The sequence below is a fragment of the Saccharopolyspora sp. NPDC003752 genome (assembly GCF_053605825.1).
In genome coordinates, this window is the sequence record NZ_JBSGJZ010000015.1 from 67,236 (window position 1) to 87,918 (window position 20,683).

A 20,683-nucleotide genomic window follows, 5' to 3' on the forward strand; every position below is an offset into this window, starting at 1 on the left:
GGCATCGGCGGTGGCTAGAGTGGGCGCATGGGTGTGGCCAGCGATGAGCGCCAGCAGTTGTGCGACCTGTTCGAGCGGCTCGGCCCGGACGCGCCGACGCTGTGCGCCGGGTGGAGTACCAAGGACCTCGCGGTGCACCTCGTGGTGCGCGAACGGCGGCCGGACGCGGTGGCGGGCAAGTTCGTGAAGGCGCTCGTCGATCGCAGCGAGCGCATCCAGAACGAGCTCCGCGCGCTGTCCTGGCCGGAGCTGATCGACCAGATCCGGCAGGGTCCGCCGAAGTGGAACCCGCTCGGCTTCTCCGGCGTGGACGAGGCGGTCAACGCCGCCGAGTTCTACGTGCACCACGAGGACGTCCGGCGGGCCCAGCCGGATTGGCAGCCGCGCCCGTCCGACCCGGAGCGCGAGGAAGCGCTGTGGAAGTCGCTGACCCGGGTCGCGAAGATGTTCTACGGGCGCAGCCCGGTGGGCGTGGTGCTGCGGCGCCCGGACGGCACCGAGATCGCGGCCAAGCGCGGTCCGCGCACGGTGCGCTTCGTCGGCGAGCCCAGCGAGCTGATCCTGCACGCCTTCAGCCGTCGTGCAGCGAAGGTCACGTCCGAGGGCAACGAGGCCGATGTGCTCGCGGTCGAGGACCTGCGCCGGTCTTTTTGACGCGAGGGGCGGAAACTCGCTCGCGCGGCGGCGGCCGGACCGGAAGAAACACGGCGTTCCCAGGCCTGCGGACGCCGGGTTTCCCGAATGTGCGCTGAGGCTGATCCGGCCGCTCTGAACAGGGAACTCACCAGGTAGCGTCAGGGCCATGACCGTCTGCCCCACTGCCAGTCCGGGCCGCCCGTTCGGCCGCGTCCTGACCGCCATGGTCACGCCGTTCGACGAAGACGGAAAGCTCGACCTGAAGCTGGCGCAGGAACTCGCCACGTATCTGGTCGACAGCGTCGGCAACGACGGCTTGGTCGTCAACGGCACCACCGGCGAGAGCCCCACGACCAGCGACCACGAGAAGCAGCAGCTGCTGCGCGCCGTGGTCGAGGCGGTGGGCGACCGCGCGACCGTGGTGGCCGGTGTCGGCACCAACAACACCGAGCACTCGGTCGAGCTCGCGCGCGCCGCTGAGCACGCCGGTGCGCACGGCCTGCTGGTCGTGACGCCGTACTACTCGCGCCCGCCGCAGGAAGGGCTGTTCCAGCACTTCTGGACGGTCGCCGACGCCACCGAGCTGCCGGTCATGCTCTACGACATCCCGCCGCGCTCCATCGTGCCGATCCAGGTCGACACGCTGAAGCGGCTGGCGGAGCACCCGCGGATCCAGGCGGTCAAGGACTCCAAGCACGACCTGCTGGCCGGTAGCGAGGTGCTGGCCAGCACCGACCTCGCCTACTACTCGGGTGAGGACCCGCTCAACCTGCCCTGGCTGTCGGTCGGCGCGGTCGGCTTCGTCAGCGTGATCGGCCACGTGGTGGGGGACCGGCTGCGCAAGATGCTGGACGCCTACGAGGCGGGCGACGTCGTCGGCGCCCGGGAGGTCCACAATGGACTTCTGCCGGTGTACCGGTCGATGAACTTCGTCGGCGGAGTGATCTTCTCGAAGACGGCGCTCCGGTTGTGCGGCTACGAGACCGGGCAGCCGCGGCTGCCGCTGCCCGCGGCGACCGAGGAGCAGGTGCGGTTGATCACCAGCGACCTGTGGGATGCTGGCCTGGTACTGGTCAATCCGGACGCCGCACAGAGGTGAACCAGCGTTGAGCGCAAAGGCGACAGCCACCGAGTACCACCCGGTGACGCCGACATCGTCGGCCCCACCACCCCCGCTGGCCGACGGTGGGCTGCGCGTCGTAGCGCTCGGCGGCATCGGCGAGGTCGGCCGGAACATGACCGTGTTCGAGCACGCGGGCCGGCTGCTGATCGTCGACTGCGGTGTGCTGTTCCCCGAGGACGACGCGCCGGGCGTGGACCTGATCCTGCCGGACTTCGCCGCGATCGAGAACCGGCTGGACGACATCGACGCGCTGGTGCTCACGCACGGGCACGAGGACCACATCGGGGCGGTGCCGTTCCTGCTGCGGCTGCGGCCGGACCTGCCGGTGGTGGGGTCGAAGTTCACCCTCGCCCTGCTGGCGGCCAAGTGCCGCGAGCACCGGCTCGACCCGGTGCTGGTGGAGGTGGCCGAGGGGCAGCGCAGCAAGCACGGCGCCTTCGAGCTGGAGTTCTTCGCGGTCAACCACTCGATCCCGGACGCGCTGGCGGTCGCCATCCGGACCCCGGCCGGGGTCGTGCTGCACACCGGTGACATCAAGCTCGACCAGCTGCCGCTGGACAACCGGCTGACCGACCTCGCCGGCTTCTCCCGGCTCGGCGACGAGGGCGTGGACCTGTTCCTGGTGGACTCCACCAACGCCGAGGTGCCCGGGTTCGTCACGCCCGAACGCGAGATCGGGCCGGTGCTGGACCGGGTGATCGGCAAGGCCACCCAGCGCGTGATCGTGGCGTGCTTCGCCAGCCACGTGCATCGCGTGCAGCAGGTGCTGGACGTCGCCGAGACGCACGGCCGCAAGGTGTGCTTCGTCGGCCGTTCGATGGTGCGCAACATGGGCATCGCGAACGATCTGGGCATGCTGCGCGTGCCGGATGGGCTGCTGGTCGACCTCGACGAGGCGCTGGCGATGCCCGAGCACATGGTGGCGTTCGTCTCGACCGGATCGCAGGGTGAGCCGCTTTCGGCGCTGTCCCGGATGGCGCGCGGTGAGCACAAGCAGATCCACATCCGCGCCGGCGACACCGTGGTGTTGGCGTCATCGCTGATCCCCGGCAACGAGACCGCGGTGTTCGGCGTGGTCAACGGCCTGGTCCGGTTGGGCGCCAACGTGGTGCACCAGGGCCACGCGAAGGTGCACGTGTCGGGGCACGCCTCGGCCGGTGAGCTGTTGTACCTCTACAACGCGGTGCGGCCGAGCAACGTCATGCCGGTGCACGGCGAGTGGCGGCACCTGCGGGCGAACGCCGAGCTGGCGCGGCTGACCGGGGTGCCGGCGGATCGCGTGGTGATCGCCGAGGACGGCGTCGTGGTCGACCTGGTGGACGGCATCGCCGCGATCGCCGGCCGGGTCGAGGTGGGGCACGTCTACGTCGACGGTCTGTCCGTCGGTGACGTGGGCGAGTCCACGCTCTCCGACCGGCTGGTGCTGGGCGAAGGCGGGTTCATCGCGATCACGGTCGCGGTGGAGGCGTCGACCGGCCGGGCGGTGTCGTCCCCGACGATCTCCGGTCGCGGCTTCTCCGACGACCCGAAGGCGCTGGACGACGTGGTGCCGCTGGTCGAGATGGAGCTGGCCCGCACCGAGGCGGAGGGCATCACCGACACCCACCGGATCGCCCAGGCGGTGCGCCGGGTGGTCGGGCGGTGGGTGGCCGAGACCTATCGCCGGCGGCCGATGATCGTGCCGAACGTGCTTCCGGTCGGATCCTGAACCGATCGCCTGGTCGAGTGGCCCATTGGTCCGTTTTGTCGACTATTGTTGATCGCTGTCGGTGGCCGAGATCTCCAGTGGGTGATCTGCGGAACCCGTTGGGAGCACACGGCGGGCCTGCCTGGAGATCCACTGCGAGGGTGGGTCTCGCCGGTTCGGGGCGCATTCGGACTCCTGGACCGGAGGAATCACCAACGGGAGATTGGGGTCTGAAGTGCGTACCTCCGCTCGACTCTTCGGCGCTGCCACTGCCGCGGCCGCAATGCTGGCGATCGGTTCCCCCGCGTTCGCCGACAGCCACGGCAACAACGGGATCAACGTGCTGAACGACAACAACGTCAGCGTGCTGCCGATTCAGCTGTGCGGCAACAACATCGGCGTCCTCGCCATCGTGGCGCCGATCGCGTCCCCGCAGATCAACAACTGCGTCAACGCGCCGATCTTGGACCACTGACGCACGACCTCGTAACCTAGGACGAAGTGCCGGCCTCCTTCTCGGAGGTCGGCACTTCGCTTGTTCCCTGGCATCGACGACGAAGGGCCGGTCTCCGTGGGGAGGCCGGCCCTTCAGCGGGCTGTCAGTGCCAGTTGGCTTGCAGGGCTTCTTGCAGGACCGCGGGTTGTTGCGGGCGGACCTTCAGCGCGCCCACGCCCTCCGGGGTCGGTTGCGGAAGCGGCTCGCACGTGGTGTCCGGACCGTCACCCGGCTTGCGGGCCGGCAGCTTGCCGGTGGCGAGGTAGTCGGCGATCTGGTCGTCCAGGCAGGCGTTTCCGCCGAGCGAGCCCGAGTGCGTGGTGCCGCCGGGCAGGCTGATCAGGCTGGCGTTCGGGAAGCGCTTGCGGGCTTCCAGCGCGCCGGGGAACGGGGTCGCGGCGTCCAGTTCCTCGCTGATCAGCAGCGCGTCGGTCACCTTGCTGCCGTCGACCTCGACCGGCTTGCCCGGCTTCGCCGGCCACGAGCGGCACGGCGCGTTGTACCAGGCGTTGGCCCACGTCTCGAACGGCGCCTTCGCGTACACCTCCCAGTTGTCCTTGCTCCACTGCTGCCAGCTCTGCGGCCACTTCACGTCGGTGCACTGCACCGCCAGGTAGACCGCGAAGCCGTTGTCGTCGCCGGGCGGGTTGGCGCCGTCGTAGATCTTCTTCAGCGACTCCCAGTCCCCGTTGTGCACCCAGCCCGAGAACGCCTTGGCGCGGCGGTCCCAGGTCGCCTGGGAGTAGCCCGCGTTCAGGAACAGGTCGGTCCACTCGTCGGAGCCGATCACGTCACCGGCCGGCTGCTGGTCGAGCTTGGCGAGCTGCTCGTAGTAGAGCTTCTCCACGTCGGCGCCGGTGGTGCCCAGGTGGTAGGTGGCGTCGTTCTTCGCGATCCAGTCGAAGAAGATCTTGATGTTGCGGTCGAAGGCCACGTCCTGGTTCAGGTTCGCGTCGTACCAGACGTCGTCGACGTTCACGACGCCGTCCATCACGACCCGGCGCATCCGCTCGGGGTGCAGGGTGCCGTAGACCTGGCCGAGGTACGTGCCGTACGAGAAGCCGTAGTAGTTGATCTGCTCGACACCCAGCGCCTTCCGGATGCTGTCCATGTCCTCGACGACATCCGTGGTCTTGATGTGCTCGATCAGCTTGCCGTTGTTCCCGCACGCCCGCGCGTAGCCCTCGGACCGGTCGAGCCAGGCCTTCTCCAGCTCCGGGGCGGTCGGCACGTAGTGCGGACGGTCGTAGGAGAAGTAGTTCGGGTCGCAGGAGAGCGCGGGCCGGCTGGAACCCACCCCGCGCGGGTCGAACCCGATCCAGTCGTAGGCGGCGCCGGCGCCCTTCGGCACGTACGCGCCGAGCATCGACAAGGTCAGGCCGGATCCGCCCGGTCCGCCCGGGTTGACCAGCATGACGCCCTGGTACTGGTCGTCGGGCACGGTGTGCTTGATCCGCGAGACCGCGAGCGAGACCTGCTCGCCCGTCGGATCGGCGTAGTCCATCGGGGCGGTGACCGTCCCGCACTCCGCCCCGGCCTTCTGCAGGTTCGGGTCCTCGCATTGGCCCCATTCGACCGGTGCGGGCTGGAAGACCGGTCCGGGTGCGGCCGTTGCCGTGCCGATGGCAGGCGACAGGCCGACCAGCAGACTGGCTGCCATGGCAGCGGTGACGACTTTTCTCATGTTTGCCCCGTCTGTCCAGTTTGGTGCGCCCGAATGGCGACCAGTGTGGACAGTTAACGGGATCAGCTGAGGTCGGACCCCATGGTTGGCGAGAATTGGCCTACCCGTGTGCTCCTAGCCCGGCATGTTGAGCGCGACTCAGTGAGATCCGGGGTGGCCGCATCGGCTACTGCTCAAGATCGTCGATTGCCGCATGATCAGCCCCGAATGCACTGCTGGATGCCACAACCACGATAGGCAAGATCTACCACAGTTACATCGGCGCGCGCACCTGTGCGCTAAGATGACCAACTGATCTCCACCGAATGGGCGTTGCCGTCGCTATCGCTTCCGGTGATCAACCGATTAGCCGACGCGCTTTACCGATGATCGTTCCTACGATAGTACGCGGAAGGCTGTCTGGGGGTGGGCGGTGGAGTTCTCTTCGCTGGTCGTGGTGCGGAGTAAGTCTGGTGAGCTGGAAGCACTGAGCAACGCCGAGCGGGAAGAAGCACGAGCTGTCCGCATCTGCATTGATTTGGTGGCAGACGGCAGTGCTTCGCTAAAGAAGCTTGCCAACGCGGTCAAGCATTTCCACCGTTGCGGTCAGAGAGTGTTGCTCGACGTGAGGAAGCTGCACCGCTCCAGCTTGCTCTGGGAACAGCCAGGCGGTCCCATGGACGCCATTGCTCGGTACCTGACCGAAGGGCCAGACGGGCAGCTTCCGCTCGACGCGGAGCTGCCGTTCTCTCCAGTGGTCTCGCTGATGGCTGCCGACCATGAGCTCCACGTGATTGCCTTGTTACGAGAAGCATTCTCCTGCTCGCTCGGCATTCGAGTGCCAGTGACCTTCCCGGCCTTGGAAGCCGTGGAGCGAATCGAGTACTTCTTGGCGGCGTTGAGGGCTGACACAGGTGATGTGGAGGTACTCATCGACGCGGGATTTTTGTCGGGCAAATCCTTGGTTGCCGAGTGCGGTCGATTGATCACGGAGCTCGGCGCGAGATTTGCGTTCGAATCCATCACCTTGCTCAGCGGTTCCATCCCGGAAAAGCGGGACAAGCTCGCGCCCGGTGTGTTCGACCGGCCCGAGTTCGATCTTTGGCAGCGGGTCAGACCTTGCACGTCGGCGCTCCGCTATGGCGACTACGGAATCGTCCACCCGCGCGCCCCCGAACCGGCCAAACCGAACACGCCTATGAACATCCCCAACCCGTACCTCTTCTACACGAGCTCCCGCCGTATCCGATTCGCCCGCAGGAACATGGCCCGCGGCGCGAACAAGCGGCCGTTGCCCAGCGAGGATGCTGCAGCTTACTTCCGCGAGGTGGCGCAAGAAATGGTCATGTCGCAGGAGTACGAGCAGAGTGCAACCGCTTCATGGGGAGATCGCCGGCTGTGGCACTGCGCCAACGGAGACGTGGCGGCAAAGCGCTCGCCTGACTGGATCGCGATCGGGACTTCGCACCACATCGCGCACCTGGCTGCTAGGGGAGATCGCGCGGCGTGATCACGGGCGCCAGGGGCTGGGTTTGTCGGTGGCCGGGCGCGTCGGGTCGAAGTGGTGGGGCGCTCCGAGTTCTCCCTCGCGCAGCGGCACCATGCCGGTTGCGATGGCTCGCATGATCCGGTCGCGGGCCCTGGTCGCGTCGCCGACCCGGTCCGCGGACAGGTCGCTGAGGTCCACCGGCGCTCCGAAGTGGACCTTCAGCTTCGGCCGGCGGCGGACGGCCCGCAGCCACGACGCGAACAGGATCCAGAGGTCGCCGGTCTTCTCGACGCGGACCATGCCGTAGCACATCGCCTCGTGGGCGCCCCACTGGCTGACCGGCACCACCGCGGCGCCGGAGGCCAGCGCCATCCGGGCCACGCCCGTCTTCCCTCGCTCCGGCCACATGTCCGGTTCGAGGGTGATGCGGCCCTCCGGGTACATCAGCACCGGGTGGTGATCGCTGGTCAGCGCCGTGACGACCCGCCCCAGCGCCTCGCCCGCGGTGCTCTTGCCGCGGTCGGCGCGGACGTGCCGGCAGGTGCGGAGCACCGCGCCCAGCACCGGCGTGTCGAAGAGCCCGCCGGTGGCGAGGAAACGCGGCGCGAGGCGACGGGTGCGGCAGGCCGCGATCAGCACCAGCGCGTCGAGGTTGCCGATGTGGTTGGCGGCCAGCAGCAGCGGCTTGCCGCGCACCGAATCCGGCACATCGCCGGTGACCTCCAGGCGCCCGGTCAGCCCGATGATCGCGCGGTCGACCCGCATCAGCGCGCGCCACAGCAGCGGCGCGTCGCGGAACAGCTTCTCGCGGTCGGTTCGGCGTGTCGGCTCGTTCGGACTGGAAGGTAGGGCGACCATGATGGTCGAGGATCTCACGCGCGCTGCGCCGGTTGGAGCGGATTGCCCGAAAAACGGCCGACCTGCGATCTCCCGTGGCTGGTGTGACGCGCGAGGCGGGTGGAGATACCGTGTGGGGCATGGCGAGCCGGACATCGAACGGGGGACGGGGCTCGTCGCGTGGCAAAAGCGCGACCAAGAGTAACGGCTCCGCTGCCAGGAGTGGCGGATCGGGCAGGTCGGGCACCGCGCGGAAGAGCTCCGGGAGCGCCAAGCCCCGCCCCGGATCTACGCACGCACCCCGCAGACCAGCACCGAAGCGATCCGCCAGGACGAGTTCCAAGGGCGGCGGGAGCATCGCGCGCGGCGTCGGGAGCGTGGTCCGGGCGGTGGGCAAGACCAAGGAACTCGACCCCGCGCACCGGCGCGACGGGCTGGCGCTGATCTTCCTCGCGACCGCGGTGATCGCCGCCGCCGGCGTCTGGTGGCAGGCCGGCGGCCCGGTCGGGCACTGGTTCGACTGGGCGCTGCGCTCGGTCATCGGCGTGGCGGCCGTGGTGCTGCCGATCGTGCTGCTGATCACCGCCGTGCTGCTGATGCGCACCGAGACCAGCGCCGAGGCGCGGCCCCGCGTGGTGATCGGGTCGTTGCTGCTGATCTTCACCACGCTCGGCGTCCTGCACATCGTGTCCGGCGCCCCGCTCGATCCCGAGAACTGGGCGAACGCCGGCGGAGCCCTGGGCTTCGTCGCCGGCGGCCCGCTCGCGCACGGGCTCACCGGCTGGGTCGCGGCGCCGGTGCTGGTGCTGATCGGGCTGTTCGGACTGCTCGTGCTCACCGGCACGCCGGTGCGCGAGGTGGCGGCCCGGTTGCGCGGTCTCGGGCAGGAGGCCGAGGAGGCCCGCCCGGCGGCTGGCGCCACCAAGGAGCTGGAGGCCGATCCGGCTTCGGTCAAGCTGCGCCGGCCGTCCCGGCGCCGCCAGGCGGCGATGTCCGAAGAGGACCGACAGCTGTCCCTGGAGGACGTGCCCGAAGAGCAGCCCAAGCCCGCCAAGTCGAAGGCCGCCGCGGTGCCCGCCAAGCCGGTCGCCGAAGCCGCCGAGGAGAAGCCGAAGAAGAGCAGCAAGCCGCAGATCAGCCGCAGCGTCGAAGGCGACTACCAGTTGCCGCCGCTGGACGTGCTCACCGATGGCGACCCGCCGAAGAGCCGCAGCCGCGCCAACGACGCCATGATCGAGGCGATCACCGCGGTGCTGGAGCAGTTCAACATCGACGCCCAGGTCACCGGCTTCACCCGGGGGCCGACCGTGACCCGCTACGAGGTCGAGCTCGGTCCCGGCGTGAAGGTCGAGAAGATCACCGCGCTGACCAAGAACATCGCCTACGCCGCCGCGACCGACAACGTCCGGCTGCTGGCGCCGATCCCGGGCAAGTCCGCGGTGGGCATCGAGGTGCCCAACAGCGACCGGGAGATGGTGCGGCTGGGCGATGTCCTGCGCTCCGCCGAGGCGGGCAAGGACAGCCACCCGCTGGTGATGGGGCTGGGCAAGGACATCGAAGGCCACATGGTCACCGCGAACCTGGCGAAGATGCCGCACCTGCTGGTGGCCGGCTCGACCGGGTCCGGTAAGTCCAGCTTCGTCAACTCGATGCTGGTGTCGCTGCTCGCGCGGGCCACCCCGCAGGAGGTCAGGATGATCCTGATCGACCCGAAGATGGTGGAGCTGACGCCGTACGAGGGCATCCCGCACCTGATCACGCCCATCATCACCCAGCCGAAGAAGGCCGCCGCCGCGCTGGCCTGGCTGGTGGAGGAGATGGAGCAGCGCTACCAGGACATGCAGGCCAACCGGGTGCGCCACATCGACGACTTCAACCGGAAGGTCTCCTCGGGCGAGATCACGGCGCCGCTGGGCAGCGAGCGCGAATACCGGCCGTACCCGTACATCCTGGCCATCGTCGACGAGCTCGCCGACCTGATGATGACCGCGCCGCGCGACGTCGAGGACGCCATCGTGCGGATCACGCAGAAGGCGCGGGCCGCCGGCATCCACCTGGTGCTGGCGACCCAGCGCCCGTCGGTGGACGTGGTGACGGGCCTGATCAAGACGAACGTGCCGTCGCGGCTGGCGTTCGCGACGTCGTCGCTGACCGACTCGCGGGTCATCCTGGACCAGCCGGGTGCCGAGAAGCTGATCGGCATGGGCGACGCGCTGTACCTGCCGATGGGGGCGTCCCGGCCGGTCCGGGTGCAGGGCTCGTTCGTCGGTGACGACGAGATCCACCGCATCGTCTCGTACACCAAGGACCAGGCCGACCCGGAGTACACCGACGGCGTCACGGCGGCCAAGGCGGGCGAGAAGAAGGAAGTCGACTCCGACATCGGCGACGACCTCGACGTCCTGCTGCAGGCCACCGAGCTGGTGGTGACCAGCCAGTTCGGCTCCACCTCGATGTTGCAGCGCAAGCTGCGGGTCGGGTTCGCCAAGGCCGGCCGGCTGATGGACCTGCTGGAGTCGCGCGGCGTCGTCGGGCCGTCGGAGGGGTCGAAGGCGCGCGAGGTGCTGGTCAAGCCGGACGAGTTGGAGAACACGCTGTTCTCGATCCGCGGCGGGCCGCCACCGGACGCCGAGTGAATCCGGCGTCCCCGCATCTCCTGGATGCGGGGACGTTGCCGTTTTCCGCGTTTTAACCGGCATTTTCTCGACCAGTTCGGCTGGGTTCGTACTGCTCCATTTGCGCTTCTAAGATTGCGCTGAACGGAATTGTTAGAAGGGTTGATCTCCCGGTTCCGTGCGATAGTGTCCCGCCCGCTGACGGTTTATCCGCCGCGATTTCGAAGGGCTCTCGCATGGTCGTCCGGAAAGTCCGCGCCTGGTTATCGGTGTTGTTCGCCGCGTTGCTGCTGGTGGTGGGATTTCAGCCGATCGCGTCTGGTGTCCCGGCCGGTGGGCAGGATGTAGCGCCGTCCGATGTGGACAAGGGTGAGCTGTTGCGCACCGGCGGCAGCAGCTATCCGCGAATGGTGCGGTTGCAGCACTCCGGCCTGGCCGACGGGCGGGTGCTGGCCAGCATGACGACCTATGTGGACGGCGTCGGCTTCGCGGTCATCTACGAAAGCCGCGACGACGGCGAGACGTTCCGGCAGATCGGCGAGATCCGCGACCCGGAGGGCGCGGACGCGAAGGGCATGTGCTGCTCGACGCTGTACGAGTTGCCGCGGCAGGTGGGCGACATGCCGGCCGGAACCCTGCTGTGGGCCGGCACCGCCGGCGTCGGCGCGGACCCGGAGGAGCGGCACAGCAGCATCCGGGTGTGGCGCAGCGACGACCACGGGCGAACCTGGAGCTTCCTGTCGACCATCGTGCAGGCGCCGGTCGGGCCGGGAGTGTGGGAGCCCGAGTTCACGGTGTCCGCGCAGGGCGATCTGGTCGCGTTCTACTCCGACGACGGCGACCCGAAGCACGACCAGAAGATGGTCCAGGTGCGTTCCGCGGACGGTCGCAATTGGACCGATCTGCGGGAAACGCTGAAGAACGACAAGTTCACGGTGCGTCCCGGGATGTCCGGGATCCGGCAGCTGCCGGACGGCACTTATGTGATGGTCTACGAGGTCTGCAACTACGATCCGGTGCACATCTGCACGGTGTGGATGCGGACCTCGGCCGACGGCTGGGATTTCGGCGACCCGTACGACCTGGGCACGGAGATCGTGTCGGAAACCGGCGGGCAGCCGCTGGGCACGCCGACGATCGCGTGGGCGCCGGGGCCGGGCCCGAACGGGCGGCTGCTGCTGGCGTACCAGATGCTCGGCGGCGACAACGGCGGTTGGGCGCCGGGCAACGGGCGCACGCTGATGGTCAACGACAACCCGTCCGACCTGGCGCGGGGCTGGCGGGAGATCCCGTCCCCGGTGCAGCTCAGCTACAACAAGGGCAGCGTCTGCCGCAACTTCAGCCCGACGGTGTTGCCGACGTCGGACGGGAAGTCGGTCATCCACATCACGACGGACTTCGAGAAGTACATCGGGGGGCCGTGCGAGGCGTTCCACGCGACGGGCCCGATCGACGCGACGGCCGGAACGGCCAGCAGCCACGAGGCGAAGCCGATGGACCCGCGCCCCGGCCGCTGACGGCCCGCAATTTCAATGGAAATCAAGGGTCTGATTTCCATTGAAATTGCGGGAGTTGTCCACAGTCGTCGGCGTGTCGTGGTCCGATGCGCCGACGGTCCGCAATTTCCATTGAAATCGAAGGTTCGATTTCAATGGAAATTGCGGGGGATCAGCCGTGGCGGAGGGTGGCGTGGGTGGTGTTGAGGTCGTCGATCGCGTGGACGCCCAGCAGTTGGAGGGTCCGGACGATCTCGGCGCGGAGGATGTCCACCGTCTTCTGGACGCCGCGTTCGCCGCCCGCCATCAGGCCGTACAGGTAGGCCCGGCCGATCAGGCACGAGTCCGCTCCGAGCGCGATCGCCGCGACGATGTCGGCTCCGCTGATGATGCCGGTGTCCAGCAGGATCTCGGCCCGGCCACCGATCGCCTCGCGGACCGACGGCAGCAGTTCCAGCATCGTCGGGGCCCGGTCGAGCTGCCGCCCGCCGTGGTTGGACAGCACCACCGCGTCGGCGCCCCGCTCGACCACGCGCCGGGCGTCGTCGGCGTTCTGGATGCCCTTGACGATCAGCGGCCCCTGCCACAGCTCCCGCAGCCACTCCAGGTCGGTGAGGTTCAGCGACGGGTCGAACATCGAGTTGATCAGTTCCTGCACGGTGCCGGACCAGTGCTTGAAGGAGGCGAACGACAGCGGCTCGGTGGTGAGCAGGTTGAACCACCACGCCGGGTGCATCGCGCCGTCGGCGATGGTCTTGAGCGTCAGCTCCGGCGGGATCGTCAGGCCGTTGTGGGCGTCGCGCAGGCGCGCGCCGCCGACCGGCGTGTCGACGGTGAGCATCAGCGCCTCGTAGCCGGCGTCCTGGGCGCGCTGCACCAGCTCGCGGCTGGCCTCGCGGTCGCGCCAGAGGTAGAGCTGGAACCACTTGCGGGAGTTCGGCGCCGCAGCGGCCACGTCCTCGATCGAGGTGGTACCCATTGTGGACAGCGCGTAGGGGACGCCCGCGCGGTCCGCGACGCGGGCCACCGCGGGCTCGCCCTCGTGGTTCATCATGCGTGTGAAGCCGGTGGGGGCGAAGGAGAACGGCAGCTCGGAGCGGCTGCCGAGGATCGTCCTGCTGGTGTCCACCTTGGACACGTCCTGCAGCACGGAGGGGCGGAACTCGACGTTGCGGAAGGCCTGCCGGGCGCGGCGCAGGCTGATCTCGGCCTCGGCGGCGCCGTCGGTGTAGTCGAACACGGCGCGGGGCGTCCGGCGGCGGGCGATGGCCCGCAGGTCGGCGATCGAGTGGGCGGCCGATAGGCGCCGCTCGGTCGTGTTCAGCTGCGGGGGCTTGACCCGCAGCAGCGGACGCAGTTCGGACCAGCGCGGAAGTTGCCGCTTGACCATTCGTGTTCCCTTCTCGCCGTGCGCCGGGGCGCGAAGGGCACATTACCTTTTCGTGGCGGCGGAAAAACCCGTCGAAGACGGGGGAGGGCGCGTCCCGCCCGGACGCGCCCTCCCCCGATCGCGCTCGGTGCTCAGCCGTTCGCGCCGAGCCGCACGACCGCGCCCGTGGCGTTGACCGCGTGGTACTCCAGCAGCGAGCCGGTGCCGGAGAGCACCGGCTTGACCTGCGCCAGTTCGACGGCCTCGGCGGTCGACCCGCTCGTCCCGCCGAACTCGCGCACCGCGTAGTAGTAGATGTTCGCGGTGCCCTTGCAGACCACGTCGCTGCCGCAGACCGAGTACATGTCGGCCTTGAAGTTGTCGTCGACCTTCTTGCGGTCGTCCTCGCCGAACCGGTCCTGCCGCTTGTAGTTGCGGTAGCCGAAGTCGTGCCGCTCGCAGCTGGTGCGGAACTTGTAGCCCAGCGGCTTGTCCGGCGACATCGAACAGCCGTCGGAGGACCAGTCGAGCTGATCCGCGTGGGGCTGCTCGGCGCGGGTTTCGGTGAACGCGTCGAGGGAGAACTCGTACAGGTACTCGTCGGTCACCGCCCGCAGCTGGGTCTGGCTGAGGTCGGCGTGCGCGGTGCCGGCGGTGAGCAACAGCGCGCCGGTTGCCGCGGCGCAGGTGAAGAAGCCACGGCGAGCAGGGGAACGTTCCACGGCTGGTCTCCTCGGAGCCGAACGGATCACTCCCCGTGTTATAGCTGTTGCAGGTGGTGTTCGCGGGACGTTCGGGCATCCGGCACGAGAACGATGACCCCGAATTCGACCGGTCGGGGCGTTATCGGTCGAGTTCAAGGAGCATCCGGGTGTTACCGAGCGTGTTCGGTTTGATGTTGGCGAGGTCGAGGAACTCCGCCACGCCCGCGTCGACGGAGCGGCGCATCTCCTCGTAGACGTCCGGGCTGACCGGGGCGCCGTCGATGGTGCGGAAGCCGTGGCGGCCGAAGAACTCCGTCTCGAAGGTCAGCACGAACACCCGGGTCAGGCCCAGCTCGCGGGCGAGGGCGACGAGCTGGTGCACGAGGCGGTGGCCGATGCCGTGGCCCTTCGCCGCCGGATCCACCGCGACCGTGCGGATCTCGGCGAGGTCTTCCCAGAGCACGTGCAGCGCGCCGCAGCCGACGACGCGGCCGGCGCCGTCCGGCTCGGCGCGCTCGGCGACCCAGAACTCCTGGATGTCCTCGTAGAGGGTGACGAGTTCTTTGGCCAGCAGCACTTCGCCCGCGTAGGCGTCGACCAGGGACTTGATCGTCCGCACGTCGGCGATGCGAGCCCGTCGAATCGTTATCGCCGACGACGCATAGTCATTCATGGGGGCATCGTAGCGTCGCGATCCTGGCGTGGCATGCGCATTCTCCGCGCGTCACGAGCCCAGTCGCAGCAGCATGCGCGTGTTGCCGAGGGTGTTCGGCTTCACGTGCGCGAGGTCCAGGAACTGCGCCACGCCTTCGTCTGGCGAGCGGCGGATCTCGTCGTAGACGTCCGGCGGCACCGGGGTGTCGGCGATCGGCAGGAAGCCGTGGCGGCCGAAGAACTCGGTCTCGAAGGTCAGCACGAAGATCCGCGACAGGCCCAGCTCGCCGGCGGCGGTGACCAGGCCGGCGACGAGCGCGTGGCCGATGCCGCGGCCCTTGGTCATCGGATCGACGGCGACGGTGCGGATTTCGGCGAGGTCTTCCCAGAGCACGTGCAGTGCGCCGCAGCCGACGATCTGGCCTGCCTGTTCCGCGACCCAGAACTCCTGGATGTCCTCGTAGAGCGTGACGAGTTCCTTGCCCAGCACCACTTTCCCCGCGTAGTGGTCGATCAACGCCTTGATCGCGCGGGCGTCGCGGACTCGGGCCGGACGCACCTCGACGAGAGCTGTCATGTTAGGCAAGCCTAACCAACTGCGGGTTCGATTGTTCGGATGGTGGCCGTAATCTTGACCACGGCCGGGGTTTTCGCCCGACGGGCTCGTGCGCAGGGGGCGGCGGCGGGGACGTTACGCTCCTCGCATGTCAACCGAGCAAAATCACCGCCGAGTCGCCATGGTCACGCTCGGTTGCGCCCGCAACGAGGTCGACTCCGAAGAGCTCGCCGGCAACCTGCACGGCCGCGGCTGGGAGCTCGTCGACGCCGACGACGCCGACGTCGTGGTGGTCAACACCTGCGGGTTCGTCGAATCGGCGAAGAAGGACTCCGTCGACACGCTGCTCGCCGCCGCCGACACCGGCGCGAAGGTCGTCGCCGTCGGCTGCATGGCCGAGCGCTACGGCGCCGAGCTCGCCGAGCACATGCCCGAGGCCGACGCGGTGCTCGGCTTCGACCACTACGCCGACCTCGCCGACCGGCTCGACGACGTCGTCGCCGGGCAAGCCATCCAGTCGCACCAGCCGCGGGACCGGCGCAAGATGCTGCCGATCACCCCGGTCGCCCGGCCCGCCGCGGCCGCCGAGGTCTCGGTTCCCGGGCACGGCTGGGTCCCGGCCGCCCGCGCGGTGGCGCGCCGCCGGCTCGACGACTCGCCGGTCGCCGCGTTGAAGCTGGCCTCCGGCTGCGACCGGCGCTGCTCGTTCTGCGCCATCCCGTCCTTCCGCGGTTCCTTCCTGTCCCGGCCGCCGGAGGAGATCCTGGGCGAGGCCGCCTGGCTGGCCGAGCACGGCGCGAAGGAACTGTTCCTGGTCAGCGAGAACTCCACCTCCTACGGCAAGGACATGGCCGACGCGCGGGCGCTGGAAGTGCTGCTGCCGAAGCTAGCCGCCATCGACGGCGTCGACCGGGTGCGGGTGTCCTACCTGCAGCCCGCCGAGACCCGTCCCGGTCTGGTGCGGGCCATCGCCACCACGCCCGGTGTCGCGCCGTACTTCGACCTGTCGTTCCAGCACTCCAGCGAGTCGGTGCTGCGCCGGATGCGCCGGTTCGGCTCCACCGAGTCGTTCCTGGCGCTCATCGAGCAGATCCGCGAGCTCGCCCCGGAGGCGGGCATCCGCAGCAACGTCATCGTCGGCTTCCCCGGCGAGACCGAGGACGACTTCGCCGAGCTGCAGGACTTCCTCACCCGGGCGCGGCTGGACGCCATCGGCGTGTTCGGCTACTCCGACGAGGACGGCACCGAGGCCGCCGGCTTCGACGGCAAGATCGATCCGGACGTCGTCGACGAGCGCGTCGAGAAGCTCTCCGACCTCGTCGACGAGCTGATCGCGCAGCGCGCCGAGGACCGCATCGGCACGGAGGTGCGGGTCCTCGTCGAGCGCGTCAGCGACGAGGAGTGCGCCGGCCGCGCCGAGCACCAGGGACCGGAGGTGGACGGGGAATGCCTCGTCACCGATCCTGGAGAGGTCAACGTGGGTGATGTGCTGCTCTGCCGGGTGGTGGACAGTGAAGGCGTGGACCTCGTGGTGCGCCCGATCGACAGCACGCCCGCGCAGAACAGGCCCGGGGAGCAGCCATGACGGCCGATGGCGCGACGTCCGACTCCGCAGCGGCGAACCCGACCGGGGCGCGGTCCGAACCCGTGCCGCTGGTCAACATCGCCAACATCCTGACCGTCTCCCGGCTCGCGCTGGTACCGGTCTTCCTCGTCGCGCTGTTCTGGGAGGACGGGCACGACACGCTGTGGCGGTGGATCGCCACGGCGGTGTTCGCGATCGCCTCCATCACCGACCGCATCGACGGTGACCTGGCCCGCAAGCGCGGCCTGGTCACCGACTTCGGCAAGGTCGCCGACCCCATCGCGGACAAGGCGCTGACCGGCGCCGCGCTGGTCGGGCTGAGCCTCCTCGGCGACCTCGGCTGGTGGGTCACCTGGGTGATCATCGGCCGCGAGGTCGCCGTCACGCTGCTGCGGTTCTGGGTGATCCGGCACGGTGTCATCGCGGCCAGCCGCGGCGGCAAGGTCAAGACGCTGCTGCAGGCCCTCGCCATCGGCTTCTACCTGTTGCCGCTCGGCGCTTGGGCCGACGTGCCGCGCTGGATCGTGATGGGCGCGGCGCTCGTCGCCACGGTCGTGACCGGGCTCGACTACGTCGTGCGCGCGGTGCGGCTGCGCGCCGCCGGCCGGGCCAAGGTCGGCGCGTGATCGTCGATCAGATCGGGTTGTCGTTATCGCAGGTCGCGGCCTTGATCGAGGCATTGCGGCGGCGCGGCGAGACGGTCGCGACCGCGGAATCGTTGACGGCCGGCCTGGTCTCCGCCGTGCTGACCGACGTGCCCGGGGCCAGCGACGTGGTCCGCGGCGGGCTGATCGTCTACGCGACCGATCTGAAGGCGGAGCTGGCCGGGGTCGATCGCGATCTGCTCGCGGCGCACGGCGCGGTGCACCCGCGGGTCGCGGAGATGCTCGCGGACGGCGCCCGGCGGCGCTGCGGCGCGGACTGGGGCATCGGGCTGACCGGCGTGGCCGGACCCGACCCGCAGGACGGGGTGGCGCCGGGCACTGTGCACCTCGGGTTCGCGGGGCCGGACGGCGCGACGGTGCGGTCGGTGCGCCTCGACGGCGATCGGCACGCCGTGCGGGCTGCGGCCGTTCGGGTGGCGCTGGAACACTTCGCGGGTCTGCTGCGTTGATTCAACGGGGCGCTGTGCGCTGGCAGAAGGCCGCGCCCGGGAACGGTCACCGTGCGTTCGCCCTCGGCGGACTTGTGGACGATCGTTCTCGTTCGGGCCCTCGGATGAGTAACGTAGGTGGCGTTCACGCGTGGTGCACGCGGTAGGCGACGAAGGAAGGGAGGCGCGCGATGACCGTATTGTTGCGGGAGGCGGTCGGTGAACGACTGCGCCGCGCCCGGACCGCACAGTCTCGGACCTTGCGGGACGTTTCGCGCGCTGCCCGGGTGAGCCTCGGATATCTCTCCGAGGTGGAACGGGGCCGCAAGGAGGCGTCCAGCGAGCTGCTCGCCTCGATTTGCGGCGCCCTGGACCTGCCGCTGCCGGAACTCCTGGTCACCGTGGCCGGCGATCTCGACGAGACGCTGGTGGTGCCGTCGGGTGTCGAGCAGGCAACACCGGCGGAGATCGACGGCGGCCGCCTGGTGCCCAGCCTGATCGGCACCGAGCTCTCCGACGCCGAACTGGCCAAGCAGCAGCTGACCGGCGCCGAAGCCAGCGCGGACGCGGAACCGCGCGCCTGCGCGGACCGGCTGCAGCCGATGCTCAGCCAGCGGATCAGCGCGCCGGTGCGCAAGCCCGGCGGCGTAGTGGTGGCTGCGTAGGAGCAAGACCAACCTCGTGAGTGCCGGAGCGGGTATATGCCCGTTTCGGCACTCACGACCGTTTTCGGGGCCCGGTGGCCGGGCGGTGGCGGCTTTCTGGTTCGATCTTGGGTCGTAGCTCCGGGTAAATCCCGGAGAACTACCGTGTTTGGTGGAAGCCGACACGACTACCTGACACGATGGAACCAGCGGGCACGCCCGGTGCGGTCGTGTCGGCATGGGGCAGCCGAGCACAGAAGAAGGCAGGCGGAGGAGATGGCCAACCCGTTCGTGAAGGCCTGGAAGTACTTCATGGCGGCGTTCTCGTCGAAGGTCGATGAGCACGCGGACCCGAAAGTGCAGATCCAGCAGGCCATCGAGGAAGCCCAGAAGCAGCACCAGAGCCTCTCCCAGCAGGCCGCTTCCGTGATCGGCAACCAGCGCCAGCTGGAGATGAAGCTGAACCGGCAGCTCGGCGAGGTCGAGAAGCTGCAGGCATCGGCGAAGCAGGCGCTGGTGATGGCCGACCAGGCGCGCGCCAACGGCGACGAGGCGACCGCGCAGAAGTACGAGGAGACCGCCACCCAGCTGGCCAGCCAGCTGGTCACCGCGGAGCAGGGCGTCGAGGACCTCAAGACGCTGCACGACCAGTCGCTGGGCGCCGCCGAGCAGGCGAAGCAGGCGGTGGAGCGCAACGCGCAGATCCTGCAGCAGAAGATCGCCGAGCGCACCAAGCTGCTCAGCCAGCTGGAGCAGGCCAAGATGCAGGAGCAGGTCTCCGCGTCGATGCGGCAGATGACCGAGATCGCCGCGCCCGGCACCACGCCGTCGCTGGAAGAGGTCCGGGACAAGATCGAGCGCCGCTACACCACCGCGCTGGGCGAGGCGGAGCTGGCGCAGAACAGCGTGCAGGGCCGGATGCTGGAGGTCCAGCAGGCGTCCATCGACGCCGCCGGCGCCAGCCGGCTCGCGCAGCTGCGCGCCTCGATGGGCACCGGGCAGCAGCAGGTGACGGGCGGACAGCAGCAGCAGATCGCCGGCGGTTCGCAGGCTGCCGGTGAGCCTGCGACCCAGCCCCAGCAACAGCAGAATCCGCAAGCCGGCCAAGCCTGAGCGAGCGAGGCGTGAAGTCCCGCAAGCAGGAACTGACGCAGTTGGGCGAGGCCGCGCTGGAACAGATGCGCGGCCCGCTCCTCTCCGAGGTGCGGCGGAGGTTCGCCAACTGGCGCGATCCGCGGGCTCGGCTGCTGCGGCAGCGCAAGCGGACGAAGCGGGCTGCTGCGGGCAGCGCAGCCTCGGCCGGCGTGTTCGGCGCCGGCGCGGCCGCCTCGGCGTCCCTGCCGGAGATGTGGAGCGCGCTGGGCGGCATGGGGGAGTTCCTGCAGTACACGAGCACCGTCGGCCTGGGTGGCCTCGCCGTCATCAGCGGCGTGGGCGCGGTCAAGGTGGGACTGAAGTACCGGCGGCTCATGAGGACGCCGCTGCCCGAGCCGCAGCCGGAGCCCGCGCCGCTGCCCCCGCAGGGGTCGGCGGCGCGGGCTCCGATGCAGCGGTTGCGCGATGCGGAGCAGAGCCTGCGCCATGCGTTGGCGCAGCTGACGTCGGCGGGCGCGGGCAGCGCCGCAGCCGACGCGCGGGCCACCGCGGACATCGCGGCAGCGGAGCTGCGGCGCGTCGCGGAGCGGATCGTCGCCGTGGAGGCGGCGATCCCGCACGCGCCGGAGACGCAGAGGCCCGCGTTGCAGGCTGATGTGCAGCGGTTGCGCGAGGAGCTGGACGAGGGCCTCGACGGTTACGGCGGTCTGGTCGCCGCCGCGGGGCGGGCCGTGGCCGCCAGCGGTGCTCCGGAGCAGAAGTACCTGATGCAGGACGCGACCGATCGGCTGGCCGGGCTCGCGGCCGGATTGCGGGAGATCTTCGGGCCGGACGGGCCCAGCGCGGACCCGCAGCGTCGATCCGCCCAGGACTGACGCGACACGCCGAGCCGATATCACTGCTGGTAGTCGACGTTTTCGTCGATCCGCCGAGCGGGTTGG

Annotated in this window: 19 protein-coding genes; 13 read left to right on the forward strand and 6 right to left on the reverse strand. The window is 69.4% G+C overall.

What is annotated here, in order from left to right; genetic code table 11:
- Nucleotides 1-27: 27 nt before the first annotated feature.
- The 4 genes from ACWEV3_RS20880 to ACWEV3_RS20895 all read left to right on the forward strand — a co-directional run bounded on the left by ACWEV3_RS20880 (nt 28) and on the right by ACWEV3_RS20895 (nt 3,921).
- Complete coding sequence (locus tag ACWEV3_RS20880; RefSeq protein WP_358575279.1) at nt 28-654, forward strand: TIGR03085 family metal-binding protein; 627 nt, start codon at nt 28-30, stop codon at nt 652-654.
- Nucleotides 655-802: 148 nt separating this feature from the next.
- Nucleotides 803-1,735: a 4-hydroxy-tetrahydrodipicolinate synthase gene (gene dapA / locus ACWEV3_RS20885; protein WP_452615488.1), complete on the forward strand. Its 933-nt coding sequence runs from the start codon at nt 803-805 to the stop codon at nt 1,733-1,735.
- A 7-nt stretch (nt 1,736-1,742) separates the two neighbouring features.
- Nucleotides 1,743-3,467, forward strand: coding sequence for a ribonuclease J (locus ACWEV3_RS20890; RefSeq protein ID WP_452615489.1), 1,725 nt, complete (start codon nt 1,743-1,745; stop codon nt 3,465-3,467).
- Nucleotides 3,468-3,681: 214 nt separating this feature from the next.
- On the forward strand, nt 3,682-3,921 hold the full coding sequence (locus tag ACWEV3_RS20895; RefSeq protein WP_452615490.1) for a hypothetical protein: 240 nt from the start codon (nt 3,682-3,684) through the stop codon (nt 3,919-3,921).
- 124 nt (nt 3,922-4,045) lie between these two features.
- Here the strand turns inward: ACWEV3_RS20895 and ACWEV3_RS20900 are convergent, their stop codons facing one another.
- Nucleotides 4,046-5,626, reverse strand: a complete 1,581-nt coding sequence (locus ACWEV3_RS20900; protein ID WP_452615491.1) for an alpha/beta hydrolase — start codon at nt 5,624-5,626, stop codon at nt 4,046-4,048.
- A 412-nt stretch (nt 5,627-6,038) separates the two neighbouring features.
- Here ACWEV3_RS20900 and ACWEV3_RS20905 point away from each other — a divergent pair, with 412 nt between their 5' ends.
- Nucleotides 6,039-7,115: a beta family protein gene (locus tag ACWEV3_RS20905; protein ID WP_452615492.1), complete on the forward strand. Its 1,077-nt coding sequence runs from the start codon at nt 6,039-6,041 to the stop codon at nt 7,113-7,115.
- On the opposite strand, the gene ACWEV3_RS20910 is transcribed toward ACWEV3_RS20905, so the two are convergent.
- Nucleotides 7,116-7,952, reverse strand: coding sequence for a lysophospholipid acyltransferase family protein (locus ACWEV3_RS20910; RefSeq protein WP_452615493.1), 837 nt, complete (start codon nt 7,950-7,952; stop codon nt 7,116-7,118).
- A gap of 119 nt (nt 7,953-8,071) precedes the next feature.
- Between ACWEV3_RS20910 and ACWEV3_RS20915 the strand changes: the two genes are divergently transcribed.
- Together ACWEV3_RS20915 and ACWEV3_RS20920 are read left to right on the forward strand one after the other, a co-directional pair.
- Nucleotides 8,072-10,567, forward strand: a complete 2,496-nt coding sequence (locus ACWEV3_RS20915; protein ID WP_452615494.1) for a DNA translocase FtsK — start codon at nt 8,072-8,074, stop codon at nt 10,565-10,567.
- A gap of 215 nt (nt 10,568-10,782) precedes the next feature.
- On the forward strand, nt 10,783-12,063 hold the full coding sequence (locus ACWEV3_RS20920) for a sialidase family protein (RefSeq protein WP_452615495.1): 1,281 nt from the start codon (nt 10,783-10,785) through the stop codon (nt 12,061-12,063).
- A 151-nt stretch (nt 12,064-12,214) separates the two neighbouring features.
- Here the strand turns inward: ACWEV3_RS20920 and ACWEV3_RS20925 are convergent, their stop codons facing one another.
- From ACWEV3_RS20925 to ACWEV3_RS20940, 4 genes are all read right to left on the reverse strand, one after another.
- Nucleotides 12,215-13,432 carry an alpha-hydroxy acid oxidase gene (locus ACWEV3_RS20925; RefSeq protein ID WP_452615496.1) on the reverse strand — a complete coding sequence of 406 codons (1,218 nt, stop codon included), beginning with the start codon at nt 13,430-13,432 and terminating at the stop codon, nt 12,215-12,217.
- Nucleotides 13,433-13,563: 131 nt separating this feature from the next.
- Entirely contained in the window at nt 13,564-14,133 is a 570-nt protein-coding gene (locus tag ACWEV3_RS20930; protein ID WP_452615497.1) for a phospholipase, read from the reverse strand.
- Nucleotides 14,134-14,254: 121 nt separating this feature from the next.
- Nucleotides 14,255-14,788: an amino-acid N-acetyltransferase gene (locus ACWEV3_RS20935; protein WP_452615498.1), complete on the reverse strand. Its 534-nt coding sequence runs from the start codon at nt 14,786-14,788 to the stop codon at nt 14,255-14,257.
- Between the two features lie 51 nt (nt 14,789-14,839).
- Entirely contained in the window at nt 14,840-15,346 is a 507-nt protein-coding gene (locus ACWEV3_RS20940; RefSeq protein ID WP_452615499.1) for an amino-acid N-acetyltransferase, read from the reverse strand.
- 127 nt (nt 15,347-15,473) lie between these two features.
- On the opposite strand from ACWEV3_RS20940, the gene rimO reads away from it, so the two are divergent.
- The 6 genes from rimO to pspM all read left to right on the forward strand — a co-directional run bounded on the left by rimO (nt 15,474) and on the right by pspM (nt 20,617).
- The gene (gene rimO / locus ACWEV3_RS20945; RefSeq protein ID WP_452615500.1) at nt 15,474-16,910 is read left to right on the forward strand and encodes a 30S ribosomal protein S12 methylthiotransferase RimO; all 1,437 of its coding nucleotides are present in this window, start codon (nt 15,474-15,476) and stop codon (nt 16,908-16,910) included.
- The gene (gene pgsA, locus ACWEV3_RS20950; protein ID WP_358575265.1) at nt 16,907-17,536 is read left to right on the forward strand and encodes a CDP-diacylglycerol--glycerol-3-phosphate 3-phosphatidyltransferase; all 630 of its coding nucleotides are present in this window, start codon (nt 16,907-16,909) and stop codon (nt 17,534-17,536) included. The genes rimO and pgsA overlap by 4 nt, the downstream gene beginning before the upstream one ends.
- Nucleotides 17,533-18,024, forward strand: a complete 492-nt coding sequence (locus tag ACWEV3_RS20955) for a CinA family protein (RefSeq protein ID WP_452615501.1) — start codon at nt 17,533-17,535, stop codon at nt 18,022-18,024. The genes pgsA and ACWEV3_RS20955 overlap by 4 nt, the downstream gene beginning before the upstream one ends.
- Nucleotides 18,025-18,194: 170 nt before the next feature.
- Entirely contained in the window at nt 18,195-18,668 is a 474-nt protein-coding gene (locus ACWEV3_RS20960) for a helix-turn-helix domain-containing protein (protein WP_452615502.1), read from the forward strand.
- Between the two features lie 255 nt (nt 18,669-18,923).
- A complete protein-coding gene (locus ACWEV3_RS20965) occupies nt 18,924-19,760 on the forward strand; it encodes a PspA/IM30 family protein (protein ID WP_452615503.1) in 837 nt (278 codons plus the stop codon).
- An 11-nt stretch (nt 19,761-19,771) separates the two neighbouring features.
- Nucleotides 19,772-20,617: a phage shock envelope stress response protein PspM gene (pspM, locus tag ACWEV3_RS20970; protein WP_452615504.1), complete on the forward strand. Its 846-nt coding sequence runs from the start codon at nt 19,772-19,774 to the stop codon at nt 20,615-20,617.
- Nucleotides 20,618-20,683 lie beyond the last annotated feature (66 nt).

What these genes read in the sequence shown, in the direction of transcription:
- ACWEV3_RS20880 (WP_358575279.1), top strand. Translation starts at nt 28, where the DNA reads ATGGGTGTGGCCAGCGATGAGCGCCAGCAGTTGTGCGACCTGTTCGAG.
- dapA (WP_452615488.1), top strand. Translation starts at nt 803, where the DNA reads ATGACCGTCTGCCCCACTGCCAGTCCGGGCCGCCCGTTCGGCCGCGTC.
- ACWEV3_RS20900 (WP_452615491.1), bottom strand. Translation starts at nt 5,626, where the DNA reads ATGAGAAAAGTCGTCACCGCTGCCATGGCAGCCAGTCTGCTGGTCGGC.
- ACWEV3_RS20910 (WP_452615493.1), bottom strand. Translation starts at nt 7,952, where the DNA reads ATGGTCGCCCTACCTTCCAGTCCGAACGAGCCGACACGCCGAACCGAC.
- ACWEV3_RS20915 (WP_452615494.1), top strand. Translation starts at nt 8,072, where the DNA reads ATGGCGAGCCGGACATCGAACGGGGGACGGGGCTCGTCGCGTGGCAAA.
- ACWEV3_RS20920 (WP_452615495.1), top strand. Translation starts at nt 10,783, where the DNA reads ATGGTCGTCCGGAAAGTCCGCGCCTGGTTATCGGTGTTGTTCGCCGCG.
- ACWEV3_RS20925 (WP_452615496.1), bottom strand. Translation starts at nt 13,432, where the DNA reads ATGGTCAAGCGGCAACTTCCGCGCTGGTCCGAACTGCGTCCGCTGCTG.
- ACWEV3_RS20935 (WP_452615498.1), bottom strand. Translation starts at nt 14,788, where the DNA reads ATGAATGACTATGCGTCGTCGGCGATAACGATTCGACGGGCTCGCATC.
- ACWEV3_RS20940 (WP_452615499.1), bottom strand. Translation starts at nt 15,346, where the DNA reads ATGACAGCTCTCGTCGAGGTGCGTCCGGCCCGAGTCCGCGACGCCCGC.
- rimO (WP_452615500.1), top strand. Translation starts at nt 15,474, where the DNA reads ATGTCAACCGAGCAAAATCACCGCCGAGTCGCCATGGTCACGCTCGGT.
- pgsA (WP_358575265.1), top strand. Translation starts at nt 16,907, where the DNA reads ATGACGGCCGATGGCGCGACGTCCGACTCCGCAGCGGCGAACCCGACC.
- ACWEV3_RS20960 (WP_452615502.1), top strand. Translation starts at nt 18,195, where the DNA reads ATGACCGTATTGTTGCGGGAGGCGGTCGGTGAACGACTGCGCCGCGCC.
- ACWEV3_RS20965 (WP_452615503.1), top strand. Translation starts at nt 18,924, where the DNA reads ATGGCCAACCCGTTCGTGAAGGCCTGGAAGTACTTCATGGCGGCGTTC.